This is a genomic window from Arthrobacter sp. 9MFCol3.1, from assembly GCF_000620385.1.
GTDB lineage: Bacteria > Actinomycetota > Actinomycetes > Actinomycetales > Micrococcaceae > Arthrobacter.
In genome coordinates, this window is the sequence record NZ_JIBJ01000004.1 from 319,889 (window position 1) to 339,832 (window position 19,944).

A 19,944-nucleotide genomic window follows, 5' to 3' on the forward strand; every position below is an offset into this window, starting at 1 on the left:
GCCCACGTGTCTGAAGCTGCTGTTGCCGGCGTCTATCCCCGGGGCGTGAAGCTCGGGGTGGACGTCGGCACCGTCCGCGTGGGCGTGGCCGTCTGCGACCGCGACGGAATCCTGGCGACCCCGCTGCGCACGCTGCAGCGGAACGCGAAAAAGAACACCGACGTGCGACTCCTGGCCGCCCTGGCCGCGGAGCTGGACGCCGTGGAGATTTTCGTGGGACTGCCGCGCACCATGAAGGGCGAAGAACACGCCTCCGCCAGGATGGCCACAGAGTACGCACAGCTGCTGGCACTGGCCCTGCGCGACGCCGGATCCGAGGTGCCCGTGCGCCTGATTGACGAGCGGCTCAGCACCGTGACCGCGCACCGCAACCTGCACGAGGCTGGCATGAGCAGCAGGAATCACCGTACAGTTGTTGATCAGGTTGCGGCGGCAGGTATTCTGCAACATGCGATTGATATGCAAAAGGCCAGGGGAACGGAGGTCGGAACCCGCGTGTACGCGGAGTCTGCGCCGGGGCCGACCGGAGGCGGCGCACAGACCGGCCCGGCAGTACAGACGCACTCTTCAGAACATGGAAGGCTACAGTGAGCCCGGTCAACAGTGATGACTCCTCCGGTGACGCCCTTGGTGGCGCCGGCCGACCGCTGACGCGCAAAGAAATCCGGGCCCGGGAGAAGCTTCTGGCCACCCAGGGCCACAACGTGATCCCGCCGCAGGCTTTTGAGACGGGAGCGGACGTCCCTACCCCGGCCCCGGCACCGGCACAGGACCGCGAACTGCCGCAGGCGGCACCGGAACTCCCCGACGCGGCTCCGACCGTGCACGAAGAAGCCGTTCGTGAAGAGCCCGTGCACGAAGAAGCCGCGCAGGAAGAGCCTGTGCGTGTAGAACCTGTGCAAGAAGAAGCAGTTCCTGAAGAGACTGTGCACGAGGAAGCCGTGCGTGAAGAGCCCGTGCACCGGGAAACAGCGCACGATGAGCCCGCGCACGAAGACTTCACACAGCTGATCCCCGTGCGCGAAGTACCTGTCCACGAAGAACCTGTCCCCGGCGAGCCCGTCCGCGACGACGTTGGCCACGAGGACGTCGTCTATGCGTCAGCGGGACGGCTCGGCTACGAGGCCCGCCACGATGCGGCTGCCCATGACGCCGGCGTCCACGATGGCTACGCCCCGCACCCCCTCGACGAGGCGCACCATGCCTACGACAACTCCGGTGACCCCCAGGCACAGCCGCACCCGGACGCTGAGTACCACGGCGACCCGGGCGAGGAGCTGCTGGCCGGAGCGGTCCGCCACAACAAGGGTCCGTCCAAGAAGGTCCGCCGCCGGCGCCGCTTCCTGGCCCTGGTGCTGACCCTGACGGTCTTCGTCGTCGCAATCGCCGTCGGCGCCCAGTTCCTCAAGCCGCTCCTGGGCGGGGACACCATGGCCGACTACCCCGGCCCCGGAACCGGTGAGGTCACTATCACGGTTGAACCCGGCGCCGGGCCGCGGTCCGTGGCCACCGAGCTGCAGTCGAAGAAGGTCGTGGCGAACGCGGACACGTTCCTCAAGGAGTTCACCGCTTCGGGCGGTGCCCTGAACCCGGGCACGTTCTCGATGCGCCAGGAAATGAAGAACTCCGATGCCGTGGATGTCCTGCTCAACAAGGGCCAGGACAAGGTCATGTACTTTGCGCTCAGCGCCGGGTTGCGGATCGGCGAATCCCTGCAGGCGATTTCCGAGGGCACCGGGATTTCTGTTCAGGAGCTGAAAGCGCTCAGCGATGCGCCCGCGCAGTTCGGCGTCCCGGCCAAAGCCAAGAACCTCGAAGGCTACCTTTCGCCGGGAGAGTACCGCTTCCCGTTGGGTTCCTCCGCCAAGGACATTATGCAGAAGCTCGTCGGCAACACCCAGGCTGAACTCAAGGCCCAGGGCGTCACCGATCCCGCGAAACAGTACGACGTCTTGACGGTAGCAAGCATCGTCCAGGCCGAAGGCGGCCAGGCCGAATACGGCGACGTGGCCGGGGCTATCTACAACCGCCTCAAGCCCAACAACACCGAGACCAACGGGCTCATCCAGTCCGATGCCACCGTCACCTATGGCCTGGGCATCCGCAGCTTCCACATCGACGAGGCCCAGAAGGCTGACAAGTCGAACCTGTACAACACCTACGCCAACCAGGGACTGCCGGCCGGCCCCATCGGTTCTCCCGGCAAGACGGCCATTGACGCCGCCGCCAAGCCCAAGTCCAACAACTTCCTCTACTGGGTCACCATCAACCTGGACACCAAGGAGACCAAGTTCTCCAAGACCCTGGCGGAGCACAACGGCTACGTGGCGCAGTACAACGCCTGGTGCGAGGCCAACCCGGGACGCTGCGTATGACGCTGCGGGCGGCCGTCCTTGGGCATCCCATCAGCCATTCGAAGTCGCCGGCGCTGCACCGGGCCGCGTACGCCCACCTCGGCGTGGACATTGCCTACTCCGCCATTGACGTGACCGAGGCCGCCCTGCCGGATTTCATGCGGCAGGTCAGGGACGAGGTGCGCGCTGACGGTTCCTGGCGGGGCCTGTCGGTCACCATGCCGCTCAAGTCGGCCATGGTGGCGGAAGTGGACGAGGTCCGGGGCGTCGGCCGCGTACTCGGGGTCGTCAACACGGTGGCGTTCGAATCCGACGGCGGCAGTGCTGGCCACACCCGGCTGGTCGCGTACAACACCGACGTCGCCGGGATCGTCAACGCGCTCCGGCATGCGGGGGCAGCCTCGGCGCCCACGGCCGTGATCCTCGGCGGGGGCGGGACCGCGGCAGCAGCCGTCGCGGCGCTCAAGGAGCTGGGGGCGGTGTCCGCCGCAGTGTTCGTCCGCGATGTCAGCCGCGCGGCGGAAGCCCGCGCAGCTGCCGACGCCGTAGGCGTCCCCGTCCGGGTCCTTCCCCTCGCCGGCGCGGCAGCCGCCGTCGCCGCCGCCGACGTCGTCATCTCCACGCTGCCGCCCCGCGCGGCGGACGCACTGGCCGGTGAACTGGCCGAAGAGCTGGAGGCGAATCCGTCGAGCGCGCTGCCGGCGCACGGCAGCCCGGGCGTCCTCCTGGACGTCGCCTACGATCCATGGCCAAGCCGGATCGCCGCGGTCTGGCAGGAAGCCGGCGGCACCGTGGTCCCCGGACTGGAAATGCTGATCTACCAGGCGGTGGAGCAGGTACGGCACTTCACCGGGCTGGGCGAGGCCCTCCCGGCCGGAGTCACAGATGTGATGTGTGACGCAGTCGGAGCGCCCCGACGGGTGTTCTAACCGCCGGACATGGCAGGATGGAATGTATGTTGCGTTGGTTGACTGCCGGAGAATCCCATGGCCCGGCACTGGTCGGAATAATTGAAGGCGTGCCCGCCGGTGTGGAACTCACCAGCGCCCACATCAGCGAGGCGCTGGCCCGCCGCCGGCTCGGCTATGGCCGAGGTGCCCGGATGAAATTCGAGCAGGACGTGGTGACGATCCTCGGCGGAGTCCGCCATGGCCTGACCCAGGGCGGCCCCGTCGCCATCCAGGTCGGCAACACCGAATGGCCCAAGTGGGAACAGATCATGTCCTCCGATCCCGTGGAGCCCGAAATCCTGGCCGACCAGGCCCGGAACGCCCCGCTGACGCGCCCGCGGCCCGGCCACGCCGACTTCACCGGCATGCAGAAATACGGCTTCGACGAGGCCCGCCCGGTCCTGGAGCGCGCCAGCGCCCGCGAAACGGCCACGCGGGTGGCGCTCGGCACGGTCGCCGCGGCGTTCCTCAAGCAGCTCGGCATTGAACTCGTCTCCCACACCGTATCCATCGCCAGCGTAGCCGTGCCGGAAGGCCGGCCGCTGCCGGTCCCGGGCAACGTGATCGCCCTGGACGCCGACCCGTTGCGCTGCTTCGACCGCGAAACCTCGGACGCCATGGTGGCCGAGGTCGACGTCGCGCACAAGGAAGGCGAAACCCTCGGCGGCGTCGTGGAAGTACTCGCCTACGGGCTCCCGCCGGGACTCGGCAGCTACGTCCACTGGGACCGGCGCCTCGACTCACGGCTGGCGGCGGCCCTGATGGGCATCCAGGCCATCAAGGGCGTTGAGGTCGGCGACGGGTTCCTGACCGCGGCGCGCCGCGGCTCCGCCGCCCACGACGAGATCGTCAAGGACGCCGACGGAAAGATCATCCGCACCTCCAACCGCGCAGGCGGGATCGAGGGCGGCATGAGCATCGGCGATGTCCTGCGCGTCCGTGCCGCCATGAAACCGATCGCCACCGTGCCCCGCGCCCTCAGGACGGTCGACGTCAGCACGGGGGAGGCCGCCAAGGCCCACCACCAGCGCTCCGACGTCTGTGCCGTGCCGGCCGCCGGTGTGGTGGCCGAGGCCATGGTGGCCCTCGTGATCGCCGAAGCGGTCGCGGAAAAATTCGGCGGTGACTCCGTGCAGGAGACTGCCCGCAACATCAAGGGTTACCTGGACAGCATTCCGGCGTCCCTGGACTCGATCGGCCACTAGTGCCGGCCGGGAACACCGACGGGCCCTCCGTTGCGGCGGCGCCCGCCGCAAGAAACGTCGGCCCGGTGGTCCTGATCGGACCGATGGCGGTGGGCAAGTCGGCGATCGGGCAACAGCTCGCCCAGCACCTGGGGTGCGCCTTCATGGACACCGATGCCCTCGTGGTGGCCCAGCACGGGACGATCGCCGAGATCTTCGCCAGCCGGGGCGAGCACGCCTTCCGCGAGATGGAGGCCCGGGCCGTGGCCCAGGCCATCGAAGAGGCACAGGGCGGCACCGCCATCATTTCGCTCGGCGGCGGGGCCGTCCTTGACTCCGGTACGCAGCAGCTCCTGGGCCGCTGTACCGTTGTATACCTCGAATGCGACGCCGAGACTGTGGCGGAACGCATCGCCAGAAATTCGGGCCGGCCGCTCCTGGCCGGCGACGCCATGGGCCGGTGGCGGACCTTGTTCGCCACCCGGCAACCGGTCTACGAACGGCTCGCCGACCTCGTCCTCGATGTCCGGCGCGGCAGCGTTCCGGAGCTGGCTCACCGGCTGGAAGATGCGCTGGGGGAGCACGCCGCGGCTAAGGCCGCGGCGGCGCCCACTCCGGCGTCGACAAAGGAAGTTGAATAGTGAGTACCGAATCAACCGTCATCAAAGTCACCGGACAAACGCCGGGTGAGAACTACGACGTCGTAGTGGGCCGCGGCCTCCTGGCAAGCCTGCCGGGCCTGCTGGGCGAGCGCGTCAAGCGCGTCCTGGTCATCCACCCACGCGCGCTGCGGCTGACCGGGGACACCGTCCGGGAAGAGCTGGCCGCCGCCGGCTTCACCGCGCTGACCGCGGAAATCCCCGACGCCGAAGAGGGCAAACACATCGAGGTCGCCTCCTTCTGCTGGCAGGTGCTGGGGCAGAACGACTTCACCCGCTCCGACGCCATCGTCGCCGTCGGCGGCGGCGCCGTCACGGACCTGGCCGGCTTTGTCGCCGCGACCTGGCTGCGCGGCGTGAAGGTCATCCACATGCCCACGAGCCTGCTGGGCATGGTGGACGCCTCGGTCGGCGGCAAGACCGGGATCAACACCGCCGAGGGCAAGAACCTGGTGGGCGCGTTCCACCCGCCCGCCGGCGTCCTCGCGGACCTCGACACGCTGGAGACGCTGCCGAAGAACGAGATCATCTCCGGCATGGCCGAGGTCATCAAATGCGGCTTCATCGCCGACCCGGCCATCCTGGACCTGATCGAAAAGGACCCGTCCGCGGTCTCCGATCCGCGCTCGGACATCCTGCGGGAACTGATCGAACGCGCCATCACCGTCAAGGCCCGGGTCGTGTCCGAGGACCTGTTGGAAACCGGCCAGCGCGAGATCCTGAACTACGGCCACACCCTGGGCCACGCGATCGAACTCGCCGAGCGCTACTCCTGGCGGCACGGCGCCGCCGTCTCCGTGGGCATGATGTTCGCCGCCGAGCTCGCCCGCAGCGTCGGCCGGCTCAGCGACGCCGACGCCGACAGGCACCGCAGCATCCTGGAAAGCCTCGGGCTTCCCATCACGTACCGCCGCGACCGCTGGCAGGCCCTTCTGGACGGCATGCGCCGGGACAAGAAATCCCGCGGTGACCTGTTGCGGTTCGTGGTGCTCGACGGCGTCGGCCGGCCCGGGATCCTCGATGTCCCGGACACGTCCCTGCTGTTTGCCGCCTACCAGGAGATTGCCTCCTGATGAACATGGTCAAGGGCGGCACGAGCGAGTGGCCGGACGCGGGATTTCCCGGGATCCGGATCAACCCGCAGTCCCTGATGCCCCAGATCGTCAATGACGAGGTCCTGGCCGAGGCGCTGGCAGCCTCGACGGACCCCGGGGACCTGATTCTCGTCCGGCTCGTCGAGGGGCACGCGGCCGAAGCCGCGGACCTCCTCGCCGAGGCCCGCTACAAGGACCCCGGCTCGCTCCGGCTGCGGATTTTCGAGGCGGACGTGCTCCGGGTCTCGAACCGGTTCGACCGGGCCGTGGAGGTGTTCCGCCAGCTCCTCGCTGAGACCCAGGGCACCCTGGAGGAGGCCGCCGTCCGCCAGCACCTCGGCCGGTCCTACTTTGCTGGCGGGAACACCGGCGCCGCCGTGGAATCCTTCGCCAAGGCGCTGGATCTGCGCGTCGCCGGGTCCGCCGACGCGGCCCTCATCTACGCCTCCACCGTGGCGTTGCAGCGCGCCAGGGACGTGCTGGAACAGCAGTCCTGAGCCTGCGTCAGGCAGCTGTCCGCCGGAACCGGTAGAATAGATCTTGGATTTTTGACAAATACGCGCTGGCGGGCCGCTTGGCTTGCCGGCCCGGCATAGATCGTCCGGCCGATAGCACCGGCCTGATGGAACCAGAGAGAAACTAAGAGGATACAGTGGCAACCACTAACGACATCAAGAACGGAACCGTCCTTAAGCTCGAGGGCCAGCTTTGGAACATCATCGAGTTCCAGCACGTCAAGCCCGGCAAGGGTGGCGCGTTCGTGCGCACCAAGATGCGCAACGTGATGTCCGGCAAGGTCGTCGACAAGACCTTCAACGCCGGATTGAAGATTGAGACCGCCACGGTGGACCGCCGCGACTACCAGTACCTGTACCAGGACGGTGCCGACTTCGTCTTCATGGACACCTCGGACTTCGACCAGCTCACCGTCTCGGCTGCGACCGTCGGCGACGCCACCAACTTCATGCTCGAGAACCAGATGGTCAACATCGCCATCCACGAGGGCAACCCGCTCTACATCGAACTGCCCCCGAGCGTCGTCCTCGAGATCACCTACACCGAGCCGGGCCTGCAGGGCGACCGCTCCTCGGCAGGCACCAAGCCCGCCACCCTCGAAACCGGGTACGAGATCCAGGTGCCGCTGTTCGTCGAGAACAACACCAAGGTCAAGGTCGACACCCGCGACGGCAGCTACCTCGGCCGGGTCAACGACTAGTGAGTGCGCGCGGTAAGGCCCGGAACCGGGCCCTCGATGTGCTCTTTGAGGCCGAGCAGCGCTCGGCCTCGGCGTTCGACGTGCTGAAGTCCCGCCGCGAGCAGACCGACCAGATCGTCAACCCGTACACCCTCGAAATCGTCGAAGGCGTGGTCTCGCACCAGGTGGCCATCGACGAATTCCTGGAGACCTATTCGCAGGGCTGGACCCTGGAGCGCATGCCCTCCGTGGACCGCATCATCCTGCGGATCGGCACCTGGGAACTGCTCTACAACGATGACGTCCCGGACGGCGTGGCGGTCAGCGAGGCTGTGGCCCTGGCCAAGACGCTCTCCACGGACGAGTCGCCGTCGTTCATCAACGGCCTGCTGGGCCGGCTGCAGCAGCTGAAGCCCTCGCTGCTGGCGTAAGCTCTCGGCGCCCCGAAGAACCCCGGCCAGGACATCCTGGCCGGGGTTCTTTCTGTTCCCCCGGTGACCGTCATGTACTGGTCGGTTTCTCATAAACGTCGCAACAGGTCTGATCCGAACGTAACAGGAGAGGCGTGAGCTCGAGACTAGTACTACCACGGTGAAGCGCGGGCGTGTCCGCGGGGGACGGTAGCATGTGAGAGTACAGAATTGCGTGAATACATCATGCGTTGTACTTTGTGTGGATGGAAATGCTCACGCAGGCACCCGTGCTGGCCAGATTTGGCTATGCAGTGTCAGACCCAACCCGCGCCCGGATCCTCCTGGCACTCTCAGATGCCCCGTCCTATCCCTCGGATTTGGCTGAGGCGCTGGGTGTTTCCCGCCAGAGCATGTCCAACCATCTGACGTGCCTGCGTGGCTGTGGGCTGGTGGTGGCTGTTCCTGACGGGCGGCGGACCCGGTATGAGCTGGCGGACGCGCGGTTGGGCCTTGCGATCCAAGATCTGCTCGGTGTTGTTCTCGCTGTTGATCCGGCGTGCTGCGCCCCGGACGGGGAGTGCCTCGTATGACGGCGCGGCTGCAGGCACCCACCCGGGAACGCCGTGCCGTGCTGAACCGCCGCATCCGGCTGTTCGCGGCCGCGACCATCACCTACAACGTCGTTGAGGCCGTCGTGGCGCTCTGGGCCGGCAACGTCGCCGACTCTGCTGCGTTGATCGGTTTCGGGCTGGACTCGGTCATCGAGGTGACCTCGGCAGTGGCGCTGTCGTGGCAGTTCTCCTCGATGGATCCTGAACGGCGCGAGCACCTGACGCTGCGGATCATTGCCATCTCGTTCTTCGCCCTCGCCGCGTTCGTGGCCATTGACTCCATCCGGTCCCTGACCGGTGCCGGTGAAGCGCAGCATTCCCTGCCGGGCATTGTGATCGCAGCGTTGAGCCTGGCGATCATGCCCGTGCTGTCCTGGGCCCAGCGCCGGGCAGGGCGGGAACTCGGGTCCCGGACGGCCGTCGCCGATTCCAAACAGACCCTTCTATGCACCTACCTTTCCGCCGTCCTACTCGTTGGCCTGGTCCTCAACAGCACGCTGGGCTGGTGGTGGGCCGACGCCGGCGCCGCCCTGGTCATCGCCGGCATCGCGGTCCGTGAAGGCATCAACGCCTGGCGTGGGGTAGCGTGCTGCGCCCTTCCCCACGCCGATGACGCGCACGGCCAAGGGCACGGCGGCGAAGACGATGACTGCTGTGCACAGGCAGTTGGCACAACCAGCCCTGCAGTATCCGTGGCTTCGGCCCCGGCGGCGCAGGAAGGGGCCTGCTGCGCCGGGTGCCAGGCCGATGCGAAGCCGGCGCCGGTGACCTTGGCTCTCGGGACGAAACCGGCTGATCGGTGAGTGCTGGTTAGACCGCACGGAACGTGCGGATCGCAGCTGCTCGACGACGCCGCTAGCCCGTAGAAGCAAGAGCTGCATGCATCAACACCAGTTTCAGACGGTGTTGCGACGTTGTGGGAAACCGCCCTGGTCCCGCTGGCGTCCGCCGTTGCCTAGCCGACGACGGCGGCCCGGAGTGCGGCGATCCGGGCGAGCTGGTGCTGCTCATCGCGCTGGTGGGCCGGCACGTCCCGGCCGCTGAGGATCCGTTGCCGGGTGAGGGCGAGCTGGGTGGCGGCATCGAGCAGGGCCTTCATCTGTGCGCCCCGCCCGGTGGACTTGGCCCAGCGCAGCGCCGAACGGCGGCCGGCCGTGGTGGCCAGCATTTCGACCTCGGCCGCGGTGAACCAGCCCGCGGCCGCGTATTCCTTGAGCCGCTGGCGGGTGAGCCTGCGCTCAGCCACCCGCAGCAGCGCGATCACCAGCACGGCCAGCAGGAAGATCGGCACCTGCACCATCACATACCGGTCCAGGAAGTCCCGGCCCATGCTGTTCCAGGCGCTGTGCAGCAGCATCGCGGGAACGAGGCCGGCGAAGAACGCCAGCACGGACAGTCCGGTGTTCCCGCGGCTGGCGGCGAAGCCCATCACCAGGCCCGTGGTACCCGTGAAAATGGCGTGGGCGAAGGGTGAGAGGACCCCGCGGAGAAAGAAGACCACCGCGAGGTCCGTGCCGGGGTCGCTTGATTCGGCGATGGCGCGGCCGAAGTAGAGGATGTTTTCGGTAAACGCGAAGCCCGCCGCGATCGTGAAGGCGAACACCACACCGTCGACCGGTCCGTTAAAGTGTTTCGGGGCATAGAGCACGAGCAACAGCAGCCCCAGGGACTTCGCGAATTCCTCCACCACCGGCGCCTGGACCGTCACAGCGAACGTCGTATAGTCCAGTCCCGAGGCGGGCCCCGCCACCAGTGAGAAATAGGGCTGGATCAGCATCGTCACCGCGATCGAGACGATGGCTCCCCAGGCAAACGCGAAAAGCAGCAGGGCCCTCGGCTCGGGTTCCCAGCGGTCGATGAAGCGCACCGTCAGCAACACGGTCGCCAGGGGAATCAGTGAGGCGACGAAGCCGACAGCAAAGCCGGCGATTCCGGTCCTCTCCAGCAGGAAGGGAAGGACCAGGAAGAGGCCGAGGAACGCCAGGAATCCGCCGGCCAGCACGAGGCCGAAAACGCCGGAGCCGCGGCCGTTCTTCCAGCCCGGGCCGCCGCCCGCCGGCCGGGCGGGAGGCAGCGCCGGCTGGAACTGGCTGCGGTCGTTGGCAGGGGGCCGCTGGTAGTACGCCGGCTGGACCCGCCCCAGCCACGTCGGGTTCGCTTGCTCCGGCAGCGGCCGCTGGCGGGAGCCTCCGGGTTGCCCGTGCCCCGGCCGCGGCTCGTTCATCGTCATGGAACCGAGCCTATGTCCGTGTGAGGTTAAACGCATTCCGGCGGCGACGGGGCGGCAGTGCCGTTGTGGTAATTTGAAAGAGCAAATAATCCTTTTTTAATTCCGTCCCGTGAGGCGGGGAAAGGGGAGACGAGCTTTGACTTCCGTGCCTTCAGCACCGGGTCCGGCGCAGGTGGTGCTCACCCGGGTTGTCCTCAACCAGGCTGACATCGACCGCGCCCTCACTCGTATCGCCCATGAAATTCTCGAGGCCAACAAGGGCTCCCAGGACCTCGTCCTGCTGGGCATCCCGCGCCGGGGCTATCCCCTCGCCGTCCGCCTCGCCGCCAAGATCGCCGCCGCGGATCCCACCGTGGACGCCGCCGCGATTGTCGGCCAACTCGACGTCACGATGTTCCGCGACGACCTCTCCCACCAGCCCACCAGGCCGCCGTACCCCACCCAGCTGCCGCGCACCGGCATCGACAACAAAGTTGTGGTGCTGATCGACGACGTCCTCTATTCCGGACGCACCATCCGGGCGGCCCTGGACGCCATCATCGACCTCGGCCGGCCGCGGATTGTCCGCCTCGCCGTGCTGATCGACCGTGGCCACCGGGAACTGCCCATCCGCGCGGACCATGTAGGCAAGAACCTGCCCACCTCCTCATCGGAGAAGGTCCGGGTCCGGCTCGAGGAAACCGATTCTGTGGACGGCGCCCCCGTCAATGAAGTGGTCATCGAGGCCACCGCATGAGGCACCTGCTCTCCACCGAAGACCTGAGCCTGCACAACGCCATCCGCATCCTTGACACCGCCGAGGAAATGGCGGCCGTGGGGGAGCGCGAGGTCAAAAAGCTCCCCGCCCTGCGCGGGCGCACCGTGGTCAACCTCTTCTTCGAGGACTCCACCCGCACCCGGATCTCCTTCGAGGCCGCCGCCAAGCGGCTCTCCGCCGATGTCATTAACTTCGCCGCGAAGGGCTCGTCCGTCTCCAAGGGCGAGTCGCTGAAGGACACCGCCCAGACGCTCGCGGCGATGGGCGCCGACGCGGTGGTCATCCGGCACTGGGCCTCCGGCGCCCCGCACCGGCTCGCCGCGACCGACTGGATCGACGCCGCCGTCATCAACGCCGGCGACGGCACCCACGAACACCCCACCCAGGCGTTGCTGGACGCGTTCACCATGCGCCGGCACTGGTCGAAGCTGGCCGGAACACCGTCGGCCGGCGCCGACCTCAAAGGCATGCGCGTCGCCATCGCCGGTGACGTCCTGCATTCGCGCGTGGCCCGCTCCAACGTCTGGCTGCTGCGCACCCTCGGCGCCGAGGTCACCCTCGTCGCGCCGCCCACGCTGCTGCCCGTCGGCGTCGAAAAATGGCCGTGCGCGGTCAGCTTCGACCTCGACGAGACCCTCGCGCAGGGCGTGGACGCCATGATGATGCTCCGCGTCCAGGGCGAACGGATGAATGCCTCCTTCTTCCCCACCACCCGCGAGTACTCGCGCCGCTGGGGCTTCGACGACAACCGGCTCCGTGCCCTCGACAGCCTGGGGCTCAAGGACACCATCATCATGCACCCGGGTCCGATGAACCGCGGCCTGGAAATCTCCGCGGCCGCGGCCGACTCGCCCCGCTCCACCGTGCTGGCGCAGGTCCGCAACGGCGTTTCGGTCCGGATGGCGGCACTGTACCTGCTGCTGTCCGGAGAGAACCGCGAGCCCGCCGCCGCAACAGTTTCTGCCTCTGCGGCCGCCCCTGCGGCCGCGTCTGCGGCCCACGCCGCCAACCCGAACCTTACTTATTCCCACCAGGAGAGCCACTGATGGCCGATCAGCACCAGAACGCAGATAACAGCGGCGCCTACCTCATCCGGGGTGCCTCGATCCTGGGCGGAGCAGCCGAAGACCTCCTGATCCGGGACGGCGTGATCGCCGCCCGCGGCCGGCAGCTGGACGCCGACGTTGCCGGGGTGCGGGACGCGACAGTCATCGACGCCGCGGGCCTCGTCGCGCTCCCGGGCATGGTGGACATCCACACCCACCTGCGCGAACCCGGCCGTGAAGACGCCGAAACCGTCGAAACCGGCACCCGCGCCGCCGCCCTGGGCGGCTACACGGCCGTGCACGCCATGGCCAACAGCACCCCGGTGGCGGACACCGCCGGCGTCGTGGAGCAAGTCCTCACCCTTGGCCGGACCGCCGGCTGGGTGGATGTCCGCCCGGTAGGCGCGGTCACCGTGGGCCTCGCGGGGGAGCAGCTCGCCGAGCTCGGCGCCATGGCAGACTCCCGCGCCCACGTTCGGGTGTTCTCCGATGACGGCATCTGCGTGCACGATCCGGTGCTGATGCGCCGCGCGCTCGAATACGTCAAGGCGTTCGACGGCGTCGTGGCCCAGCACGCGCAGGAACCCCGCCTCACCGCCGGCGCCCAGATGAACGAGGGCGAGGTCTCTGCCGTCCTCGGCCTGGCCGGCTGGCCGGCCGTCGCCGAAGAGAGCATCATCGCCCGTGACGTGCTACTGGCCCAGCACGTCGGTTCCCGCCTGCACGTCTGCCACGTCTCCACGGCCGGGTCCGTGGAGATCATCCGCTGGGCCAAGTCCCGCGGCGTCAACGTCACAGCCGAGGTCACCCCGCACCACCTCTGGCTCACCGATGAACTCGCCCGCAGCTACGACCCCGTCTACAAGGTCAACCCGCCGCTGCGCACTGACGCCGATGTCCAGGCCCTCCGGGCTGCCCTGGCCGACGGCACGATAGACGTAGTCGGCACCGACCACGCCCCGCACCCGAGCGAACACAAGGAATGCGAATGGGCGCAGGCAGCCATGGGCATGACCGGGCTGGAAACCGCGCTCTCGGTGGTGCAGCACACCATGATCGAAACGGGCCTGATGGGCTGGGAGGACTTCGCCCGTGTGACCTCTACGGCGCCGGCCGCCATCGGCCGGGTCCAGGACCAAGGCCGGCCGCTCGAGGCGGGGGAGCCGGCCAACGTCATACTCGTGGACCCGGCTGCGCGCTGGACCGTGGACCCTTCTAAGATGGCAACCATGGGCCGAAACTCTCCGTTTGCCGGCCGGGAACTGCCGGGGAAGGTAGTGGCGACGTTTTTCAAGGGCCACCCGACCGTTCTCGACGGAAAACTCAACACCCCGTACCGGTGGCCGGTCGATGCGCTCGACGCCGGACCGGCGGGCCGCCGCCCGTGAGTGTCAAGGACCTTTCCCTGCTCTTCACGCTCGTCCTGATTGGCGTCGCGCTTGCCCTCATCGCAGTCGGCTGGCGTAACCGCCTGCGCCGCCAGTCCGACGTCGAGCCCCTCCCCGAGGTTCCGGCCGGACTCGGCGCTCCGCTGGCCGCCGCCGACGGCCAGTACGTCGCCTCCACCACGGCCGGTGACTGGCTGGACCGGATCGCCGTGCACCATCTGGGCATCCGCACCAACGCCAGGCTCTCCGTGCACCCCGAAGGCGTGCTGTTCGAGCGGTCGGGCGCCGGCCCGGTGTTCATCCCGGCCGGACGCCTCACCGGTGTGCGGCAGGAAAGCGGCATGGCCGGAAAGTTCGTGGAAAAGGACGGCCTGCTGGTGCTCAGCTGGATGCTCGGTTCCCACGAGCTCGACACCGGCTACCGGACGCGCCGCGCCGAGGACAAAGCCGTGCTCCTCACCACCCTCCAAAATTTGATCTCCGCAGCCCCTCAGGCAGAAGCCGATAGTGGAAAGTAACGACGTGACGGAAGCCAACGAAGTGCCAGAAAATTCAGTGTCAGAAAAAACAGTGCCAGAAAATTCAGTGACAGCAACACCCGCCGCAGCAGCATCCACCCCCGCAGTCCTCGTGCTCGAGGACGGCCGGATTTTCCGTGGCACCAGCTACGGCGCCACCGGAACGGCCCTCGGCGAGGCAGTCTTCGCGACCGGCATGACCGGCTACCAGGAGACCATCACCGACCCCTCCTACGCACGCCAGCTCGTGGTGCAGACCGCGCCGCACATTGGCAACACCGGCGTCAACACCGACGACGCCGAGTCCCGCCGCATCTGGGTGGCCGGCTACATCGTCCGCGACGCCGCGCGCCGGCCCTCCAACTGGCGTTCCGAACGCTCCCTCGACGACGAGCTCGTCGAGCAGGGGATCGTCGGCATCCAGGGCGTCGACACCCGCGCCATCACCCGCCACCTGCGCGAACACAAGACCATGCGCGCCGGCATCTTCTCCGGCGACGCCGCCCGCGCCACGGACAAGGACCTCGTCGACGCCGTCCTGGCCAGCGCGCCGATGGAAGGATCCCGGCTTGCCGAGGAAGTCAGCGTGGACGCCGCCTACACGGTGGAGCCCAAGGACTTCGGCTGGGACGGCGAGCCGCGGTTCAGCATTGCCGCTATCGATTTGGGCATCAAGCGCATGACCCCGGTCCGCTTCGCCGAGCGCGGGGTCCGGGTGCACGTGCTGCCCGCCACGGCAACCCTCGCCGACGTCCAGGCCGTCAACCCCGACGGCTTCTTCATGTCCAACGGCCCCGGCGACCCCGCCACCGCGGACAACCAGGTGGCGCTGCTGCGCTCCGTGCTCGATGAGAAGATCCCGTACTTCGGCATCTGCTTCGGCAACCAGATCCTGGGCCGGGCCCTCGGCTTCGGCACATACAAGCTGCGCTACGGCCACCGCGGCCTGAACCAGCCGGTGATGGACCGCCGCACCGGCAAGGTCGAAATCACCTCGCAAAACCACGGCTTCGCCGTCGACGCCCCCCTCAACGGCGCCACCCAGGCCCCTGAGGAACGCTTCGGCCGTGTCGAGGTCAGCCACGTGAGCCTCAACGACGACGTCGTCGAGGGCCTGTCCTGCCTGGACATTCCGGCCTTCTCCGTGCAGTACCACCCCGAGGCGGCCGCCGGCCCGCACGACGCCGCCTACCTCTTCGACCGCTTCATCGAGCTGATGGCGGACGCTTCTTCAACGACAGAGACCGGCACAAAGACTGCCACCGATTCCAAGACTGAGGACACGAAGTAATGCCCAAGAGAACTGACCTCAAGAGCGTCATGGTCATCGGGTCCGGCCCGATCGTGATCGGCCAGGCGGCCGAATTCGATTACTCCGGCACCCAGGCACTGCGCGTCCTCAAGGAGGAAGGCCTGCGGGTCATCCTCGTCAACTCCAACCCGGCCACAATCATGACGGACCCCGAGTTCGCTGACGCGACCTACGTCGAGCCGATCACTCCCGAAGTGGTGGAGAAGATCATCGCCAAGGAGCGCCCCGACGCGCTCCTGCCGACCCTCGGCGGCCAGACGGCCCTGAACACGGCCATCGCGCTGGACAAGAACGGCGTCCTGGAGAAGTACAACGTCGAGCTGATCGGCGCCAATATTGCCGCGATTGAGCTTGGCGAGGACCGCGAGAAGTTCAAGGGCGTCGTGGAGCGCTGCGGCGCCGAGTCGGCCCGCAGCCACATCATCCACACCATGGACGAGGCACTCGAGGCGGCCGGGGACCTCGGTTACCCGATGGTCGTCCGGCCCTCCTTCACCATGGGCGGCCTGGGCTCCGGGCTGGCCTACGACGAGGGGGACCTGCGCCGGATTGTCGGCCAGGGCCTGCAGTACAGCCCCACGTCCGAGGTGCTGCTCGAAGAGAGCATCCTCGGCTGGAAGGAGTACGAGCTCGAGATGATGCGGGACAAGAACGACAACGTCGTGGTGGTCTGCTCCATCGAGAACTTCGACCCGGTCGGCGTGCACACCGGCGACTCGATCACCGTCGCCCCGGCCCTGACCCTGACGGACCGCGAATACCAGCGGCTGCGCGACATCTCCATCGCCGTCATCCGCGAGGTCGGCGTCGACACCGGCGGCTGCAACATCCAGTTCGCCGTCGAGCCTGACACCGGCCGCGTCGTCGTGATTGAAATGAACCCCCGCGTCTCCCGTTCCTCCGCCCTCGCGTCCAAGGCCACCGGCTTCGCGATCGCCAAGATCGCCACGAAGCTGTCCCTCGGCTACACCCTGGACGAGATCCCGAACGACATCACCCAGAAGACCCCGGCGTCCTTCGAACCGACCCTGGACTACGTGGTGGTGAAGGTCCCGCGCTTCGCCTTCGAGAAGTTCCCGGCGGCGGACCCCACCCTGACCACCACCATGAAGTCGGTGGGCGAGGCCATGGCCATGGGCCGGAACTTCACCGAGGCGCTGCAGAAGGCGCTGCGCTCCCTTGAACAGAAGGGCTCCCAGCTGGACTTCAGCCACGTCCCGGAATGGGAAGTCGCGGAGCTGATCGAGAAGGCCAAGCGCCCCACCACCGAGCGCCTGCACCAGGTGCAGCGCGCCATGCTCGGCGGCGCCACCGTCGAACAGCTCTTCGAGGCGACCAAGATCGACCCCTGGTACCTGGACCAGCTCCAGCTGCTGAACGAGATCTCCCTCGAAATCCGCCAGGCCGCGGCGCTGACCCCGGAGATGCTGACCCGCGCCAAGCGCCACGGCTTCTCCGACGAACAGATCGGTGCGCTGACCCACAACTCCGAGGACGTCGTCCGCGGGGTCCGGCAGGCCCTGGGCATCCGTCCCGTCTACAAGACCGTGGACACCTGCGCGGCCGAGTTCGCCGCCTACACCCCGTACCACTACTCCTCCTATGACGAGGAGGACGAGGTGGCGCTGCACGCCAAGCCGTCCATCATCATCCTCGGGTCCGGCCCCAACCGGATCGGCCAGGGCATCGAATTCGACTACTCCTGCGTGCACGCCTCCATGGCGCTGCGCAAGGCCGGCTACGAGACCGTGATGGTCAACTGCAACCCGGAAACCGTCTCCACGGACTACGACGTCTCCACCCGGCTCTACTTCGAGCCGCTCACCCTGGAGGACGTCCTCGAGGTCATCGCGGCCGAGGAGCGCACCGGCGGGGTCATGGGCGTCTTCGTCCAGCTCGGCGGCCAGACCCCGCTCAAGCTCGCCCAGCAGCTCGCCGACGCCGGCGTGCCGATCCTCGGCACCTCGCCGGAGGCAATCGACCTCGCCGAGCACCGCGGCGCCTTCTCTCGCGTCCTCGACAAGGCCGGGCTCGTCTCGCCGAAGAACGGCACCGCCGTGTCCTTCGAGGACGCCAAGAAGATCGCCGACGAAATCGGCTACCCCGTCCTGGTCCGCCCCTCCTACGTCCTCGGCGGGCGCGGCATGGAGATCGTCTACGACGAGCCCAACCTCTCCCGCTACATCGCCAACGCGACCGAAATCACGCCGGACCACCCGGTGCTGATCGACCGCTTCCTTGAGGACGCCGTCGAGATCGACGTCGATGCCCTCTACGACGGCACGGAGATGTACCTCGGCGGCATCATGGAACACATCGAGGAGGCCGGCATCCACTCCGGCGACTCGGCCTGCGTGCTGCCGCCCATCACCCTGGGCGGCAACGTGCTGGAACGGGTCCGCACCGCCACTCTGGCCATCGCCGAGGGCGTGGGCGTCCGCGGCCTGATCAACATCCAGTTCGCCCTGGCCTCCGACGTGCTCTACGTCCTCGAAGCCAACCCGCGCGCCTCCCGCACCGTGCCGTTCGTCTCCAAGGCCACCGGTGTGCAGATGGCGAAAGCCGCGGCCCTGATCGGCACCGGCGTCACCATCAACCAGCTCCGCAGCGCCTACAAGATGCTGCCGGAGAGCGGCGACGGCTCCACCCTGCCGCTGGACGCGCCGTTCTCGGTCAAGGAAGCCGTGCTGCCGTTCAGCCGCTTCCGCACCCCCGAGGGCAAGGTGGTGGATTCCCTGCTCGGCCCGGAAATGCGCTCCACGGGCGAGGTCATGGGCATCGACAAGCACTTCGACACGGCCTTCGCCAAGAGCCAGGCGGCCGCGAACAACGCGCTGCCCACCGAGGGCAAGATCTTTGTCTCGGTGGCCAACCGGGACAAGCGCTCGGTCATCATGGGCGTCAAGCGGCTCTCGGACCTCGGCTTCGAGATCGTCTCCACCGGCGGCACGGCGGACGTGCTCCGCCGCAACGGCATCCAGGCCACCCCGGTCCGGAAGGTCGCCGAAGGTTCCAGCGCCGAGGGTGAAGGCACCATCGCCGACCTCATCATCGCCGGCGAGATCGACATGGTCTTCAACACCCCCTCCGGTGGCGAGGCCCGCAGCGACGGCTACGAACTCCGTGCCGCCGCGACGTCGATCGGCATCCCGTGCATCACCACCGTGGCCGAGTTCAACGCCGCCGTCCAGGCCATCGAGGCGTTGCGCACCTATGAATGGTCTGTCACGAGCCTGCAGGAGCACGCCGCGAACCTGAAGGCGCTCCAGGATGCCTGAGGCATCCGCCGCCGAAACGGCCGGCCGGGAGTCCTTCGGCTCCCGGCTGGGACGGGCCATGGCGGCCCGCGGACCGCTGTGCGTCGGCATCGACCCGCACCCGGCGCTGCTGCAGCGCTGGGGGCTGGGTGACGACGCCGCCGGGCTGGAACGCTTCTCGCTGACCGTGCTGGAGGCCGTGGGTTCCCTCGCTGCCGCGGTGAAACCGCAGGTGGCCCTGTATGAGCGCCACGGCTCGGCCGGCATCGCCGTGCTCGAACGCACCCTGGCGGCGGCCGCTGAAGCGTCCGTGCTGACCATCGCGGACGCCAAACGCGGCGACATCGGCTCCACCATGGCCGCCTACGCGGACGCCTGGCTGCGGGACGGTTCGGCCCTGGCCGCGGATTCGGTGACGTTGAGCCCGTACTTGGGCTTCGAGTCACTCCGGCCCGCCCTGGACCTGGCGGCCGAGACCGGGCGCGGGGTGTTCGTCCTGGCGCTGACCTCGAACCCGGAGGGAGCCTCGGTCCAGCACGTCGGCGGGACGGACTCCGTGGCGCGGCGGATCACGGAAGCGGCCGCGGTGGAGAACCGCCGCTATGACGGTTCCCTTGGTTCCGTAGGCCTGGTGGTCGGCGCCACGGTGGGCTCGGCCCTCACGGCACTGGATCTCGATCTGGCGGCGGTCCGCGGGCCCATCCTTGCCCCCGGGCTGGGTGCGCAGGGAGCCACCGCCGCGGACCTGCGCCGCACTTTCGGTGCGGCCTATCCCCAGGTCCTGGGCACCTCAAGCCGGGACATCCTCGGCGCCGGACCGCAGCAGCAGGCCCTCCGGGATGCCGCGCGGCGCACCCTCGACGAACTCCTCGCCGCCTAGCGGCAGCCGCACACCGGCCCGGGACCGGAGCCAACGGACCCGGGCCGCGGGCTGCCCCGTCCGGGGACTGCGCTTTTCCGTTCCCGAACTGGCCGG

The 19,944-nt window shown here is 68.1% G+C and carries 19 protein-coding genes; 18 read left to right on the plus strand and 1 reads right to left on the minus strand.

The annotated features are described in order from the left end of the window. Positions 1-6: 6 nt before the first annotated feature. The 11 genes from ruvX to C560_RS0104310 all read left to right on the plus strand — a co-directional run bounded on the left by ruvX (position 7) and on the right by C560_RS0104310 (position 9,263). Positions 7-591 (plus strand): Holliday junction resolvase RuvX, encoded by a 585-nt coding sequence (ruvX, locus tag C560_RS0104260; RefSeq protein ID WP_026537255.1) that lies wholly within the window; start codon positions 7-9, stop codon positions 589-591. Next, complete coding sequence (gene mltG, locus C560_RS0104265; protein WP_026537256.1) at positions 588-2,375, plus strand: endolytic transglycosylase MltG; 1,788 nt, start codon at positions 588-590, stop codon at positions 2,373-2,375. Before ruvX ends, mltG begins: the two co-directional genes overlap by 4 nt. Beyond that, entirely contained in the window at positions 2,372-3,283 is a 912-nt protein-coding gene (locus C560_RS0104270) for a shikimate dehydrogenase (RefSeq protein WP_026537257.1), read from the plus strand. Before mltG ends, C560_RS0104270 begins: the two co-directional genes overlap by 4 nt. Before the next feature lie 26 nt (positions 3,284-3,309). Further along, complete coding sequence (gene aroC, locus C560_RS0104275; protein ID WP_026266381.1) at positions 3,310-4,509, plus strand: chorismate synthase; 1,200 nt, start codon at positions 3,310-3,312, stop codon at positions 4,507-4,509. Positions 4,510-4,574: 65 nt separating this feature from the next. Beyond that, positions 4,575-5,129, plus strand: coding sequence for a shikimate kinase (locus tag C560_RS21235; protein ID WP_269320014.1), 555 nt, complete (start codon positions 4,575-4,577; stop codon positions 5,127-5,129). Beyond that, positions 5,129-6,220: a 3-dehydroquinate synthase gene (aroB, locus tag C560_RS0104285; protein ID WP_026537259.1), complete on the plus strand. Its 1,092-nt coding sequence runs from the start codon at positions 5,129-5,131 to the stop codon at positions 6,218-6,220. Before C560_RS21235 ends, aroB begins: the two co-directional genes overlap by 1 nt. Further along, a complete protein-coding gene (locus C560_RS0104290; RefSeq protein WP_026537260.1) occupies positions 6,220-6,738 on the plus strand; it encodes a tetratricopeptide repeat protein in 519 nt (172 codons plus the stop codon). The genes aroB and C560_RS0104290 overlap by 1 nt, the downstream gene beginning before the upstream one ends. 155 nt (positions 6,739-6,893) lie before the next feature. Continuing rightward, entirely contained in the window at positions 6,894-7,457 is a 564-nt protein-coding gene (gene efp, locus C560_RS0104295; protein WP_018773146.1) for an elongation factor P, read from the plus strand. Continuing rightward, on the plus strand, positions 7,457-7,867 hold the full coding sequence (gene nusB, locus C560_RS0104300) for a transcription antitermination factor NusB (RefSeq protein WP_018773145.1): 411 nt from the start codon (positions 7,457-7,459) through the stop codon (positions 7,865-7,867). Before efp ends, nusB begins: the two co-directional genes overlap by 1 nt. A 245-nt stretch (positions 7,868-8,112) precedes the next feature. Then, the gene (locus C560_RS0104305) at positions 8,113-8,439 is read left to right on the plus strand and encodes an ArsR/SmtB family transcription factor (protein ID WP_026537261.1); all 327 of its coding nucleotides are present in this window, start codon (positions 8,113-8,115) and stop codon (positions 8,437-8,439) included. Further along, the gene (locus C560_RS0104310; RefSeq protein WP_026537262.1) at positions 8,436-9,263 is read left to right on the plus strand and encodes a cation diffusion facilitator family transporter; all 828 of its coding nucleotides are present in this window, start codon (positions 8,436-8,438) and stop codon (positions 9,261-9,263) included. The genes C560_RS0104305 and C560_RS0104310 overlap by 4 nt, the downstream gene beginning before the upstream one ends. 152 nt (positions 9,264-9,415) lie before the next feature. On the opposite strand, the gene C560_RS0104315 is transcribed toward C560_RS0104310, so the two are convergent. After that, on the minus strand, positions 9,416-10,690 hold the full coding sequence (locus C560_RS0104315; RefSeq protein ID WP_026537263.1) for a PrsW family intramembrane metalloprotease: 1,275 nt from the start codon (positions 10,688-10,690) through the stop codon (positions 9,416-9,418). Between the two features lie 136 nt (positions 10,691-10,826). On the opposite strand from C560_RS0104315, the gene pyrR reads away from it, so the two are divergent. The 7 genes from pyrR (at position 10,827) to pyrF (ending at position 19,848) form a co-directional block, all read left to right on the plus strand. After that, positions 10,827-11,426, plus strand: a complete 600-nt coding sequence (gene pyrR, locus C560_RS0104320) for a bifunctional pyr operon transcriptional regulator/uracil phosphoribosyltransferase PyrR (RefSeq protein WP_026537264.1) — start codon at positions 10,827-10,829, stop codon at positions 11,424-11,426. Continuing rightward, complete coding sequence (locus C560_RS0104325) at positions 11,423-12,493, plus strand: aspartate carbamoyltransferase catalytic subunit (RefSeq protein WP_026537265.1); 1,071 nt, start codon at positions 11,423-11,425, stop codon at positions 12,491-12,493. The genes pyrR and C560_RS0104325 overlap by 4 nt, the downstream gene beginning before the upstream one ends. Then, entirely contained in the window at positions 12,493-13,881 is a 1,389-nt protein-coding gene (locus C560_RS0104330; RefSeq protein WP_026537266.1) for a dihydroorotase, read from the plus strand. Before C560_RS0104325 ends, C560_RS0104330 begins: the two co-directional genes overlap by 1 nt. Then, positions 13,878-14,399, plus strand: a complete 522-nt coding sequence (locus C560_RS0104335; protein ID WP_026537267.1) for a PH-like domain-containing protein — start codon at positions 13,878-13,880, stop codon at positions 14,397-14,399. Before C560_RS0104330 ends, C560_RS0104335 begins: the two co-directional genes overlap by 4 nt. Before the next feature lie 67 nt (positions 14,400-14,466). Continuing rightward, positions 14,467-15,690, plus strand: a complete 1,224-nt coding sequence (carA, locus tag C560_RS0104340; RefSeq protein WP_155855740.1) for a glutamine-hydrolyzing carbamoyl-phosphate synthase small subunit — start codon at positions 14,467-14,469, stop codon at positions 15,688-15,690. Further along, positions 15,690-18,989 carry a carbamoyl-phosphate synthase large subunit gene (carB, locus tag C560_RS0104345; RefSeq protein WP_026537269.1) on the plus strand — a complete coding sequence of 1,100 codons (3,300 nt, stop codon included), beginning with the start codon at positions 15,690-15,692 and terminating at the stop codon, positions 18,987-18,989. Before carA ends, carB begins: the two co-directional genes overlap by 1 nt. After that, complete coding sequence (gene pyrF / locus C560_RS0104350) at positions 18,982-19,848, plus strand: orotidine-5'-phosphate decarboxylase (protein ID WP_026537270.1); 867 nt, start codon at positions 18,982-18,984, stop codon at positions 19,846-19,848. The genes carB and pyrF overlap by 8 nt, the downstream gene beginning before the upstream one ends. Positions 19,849-19,944 lie beyond the last annotated feature (96 nt).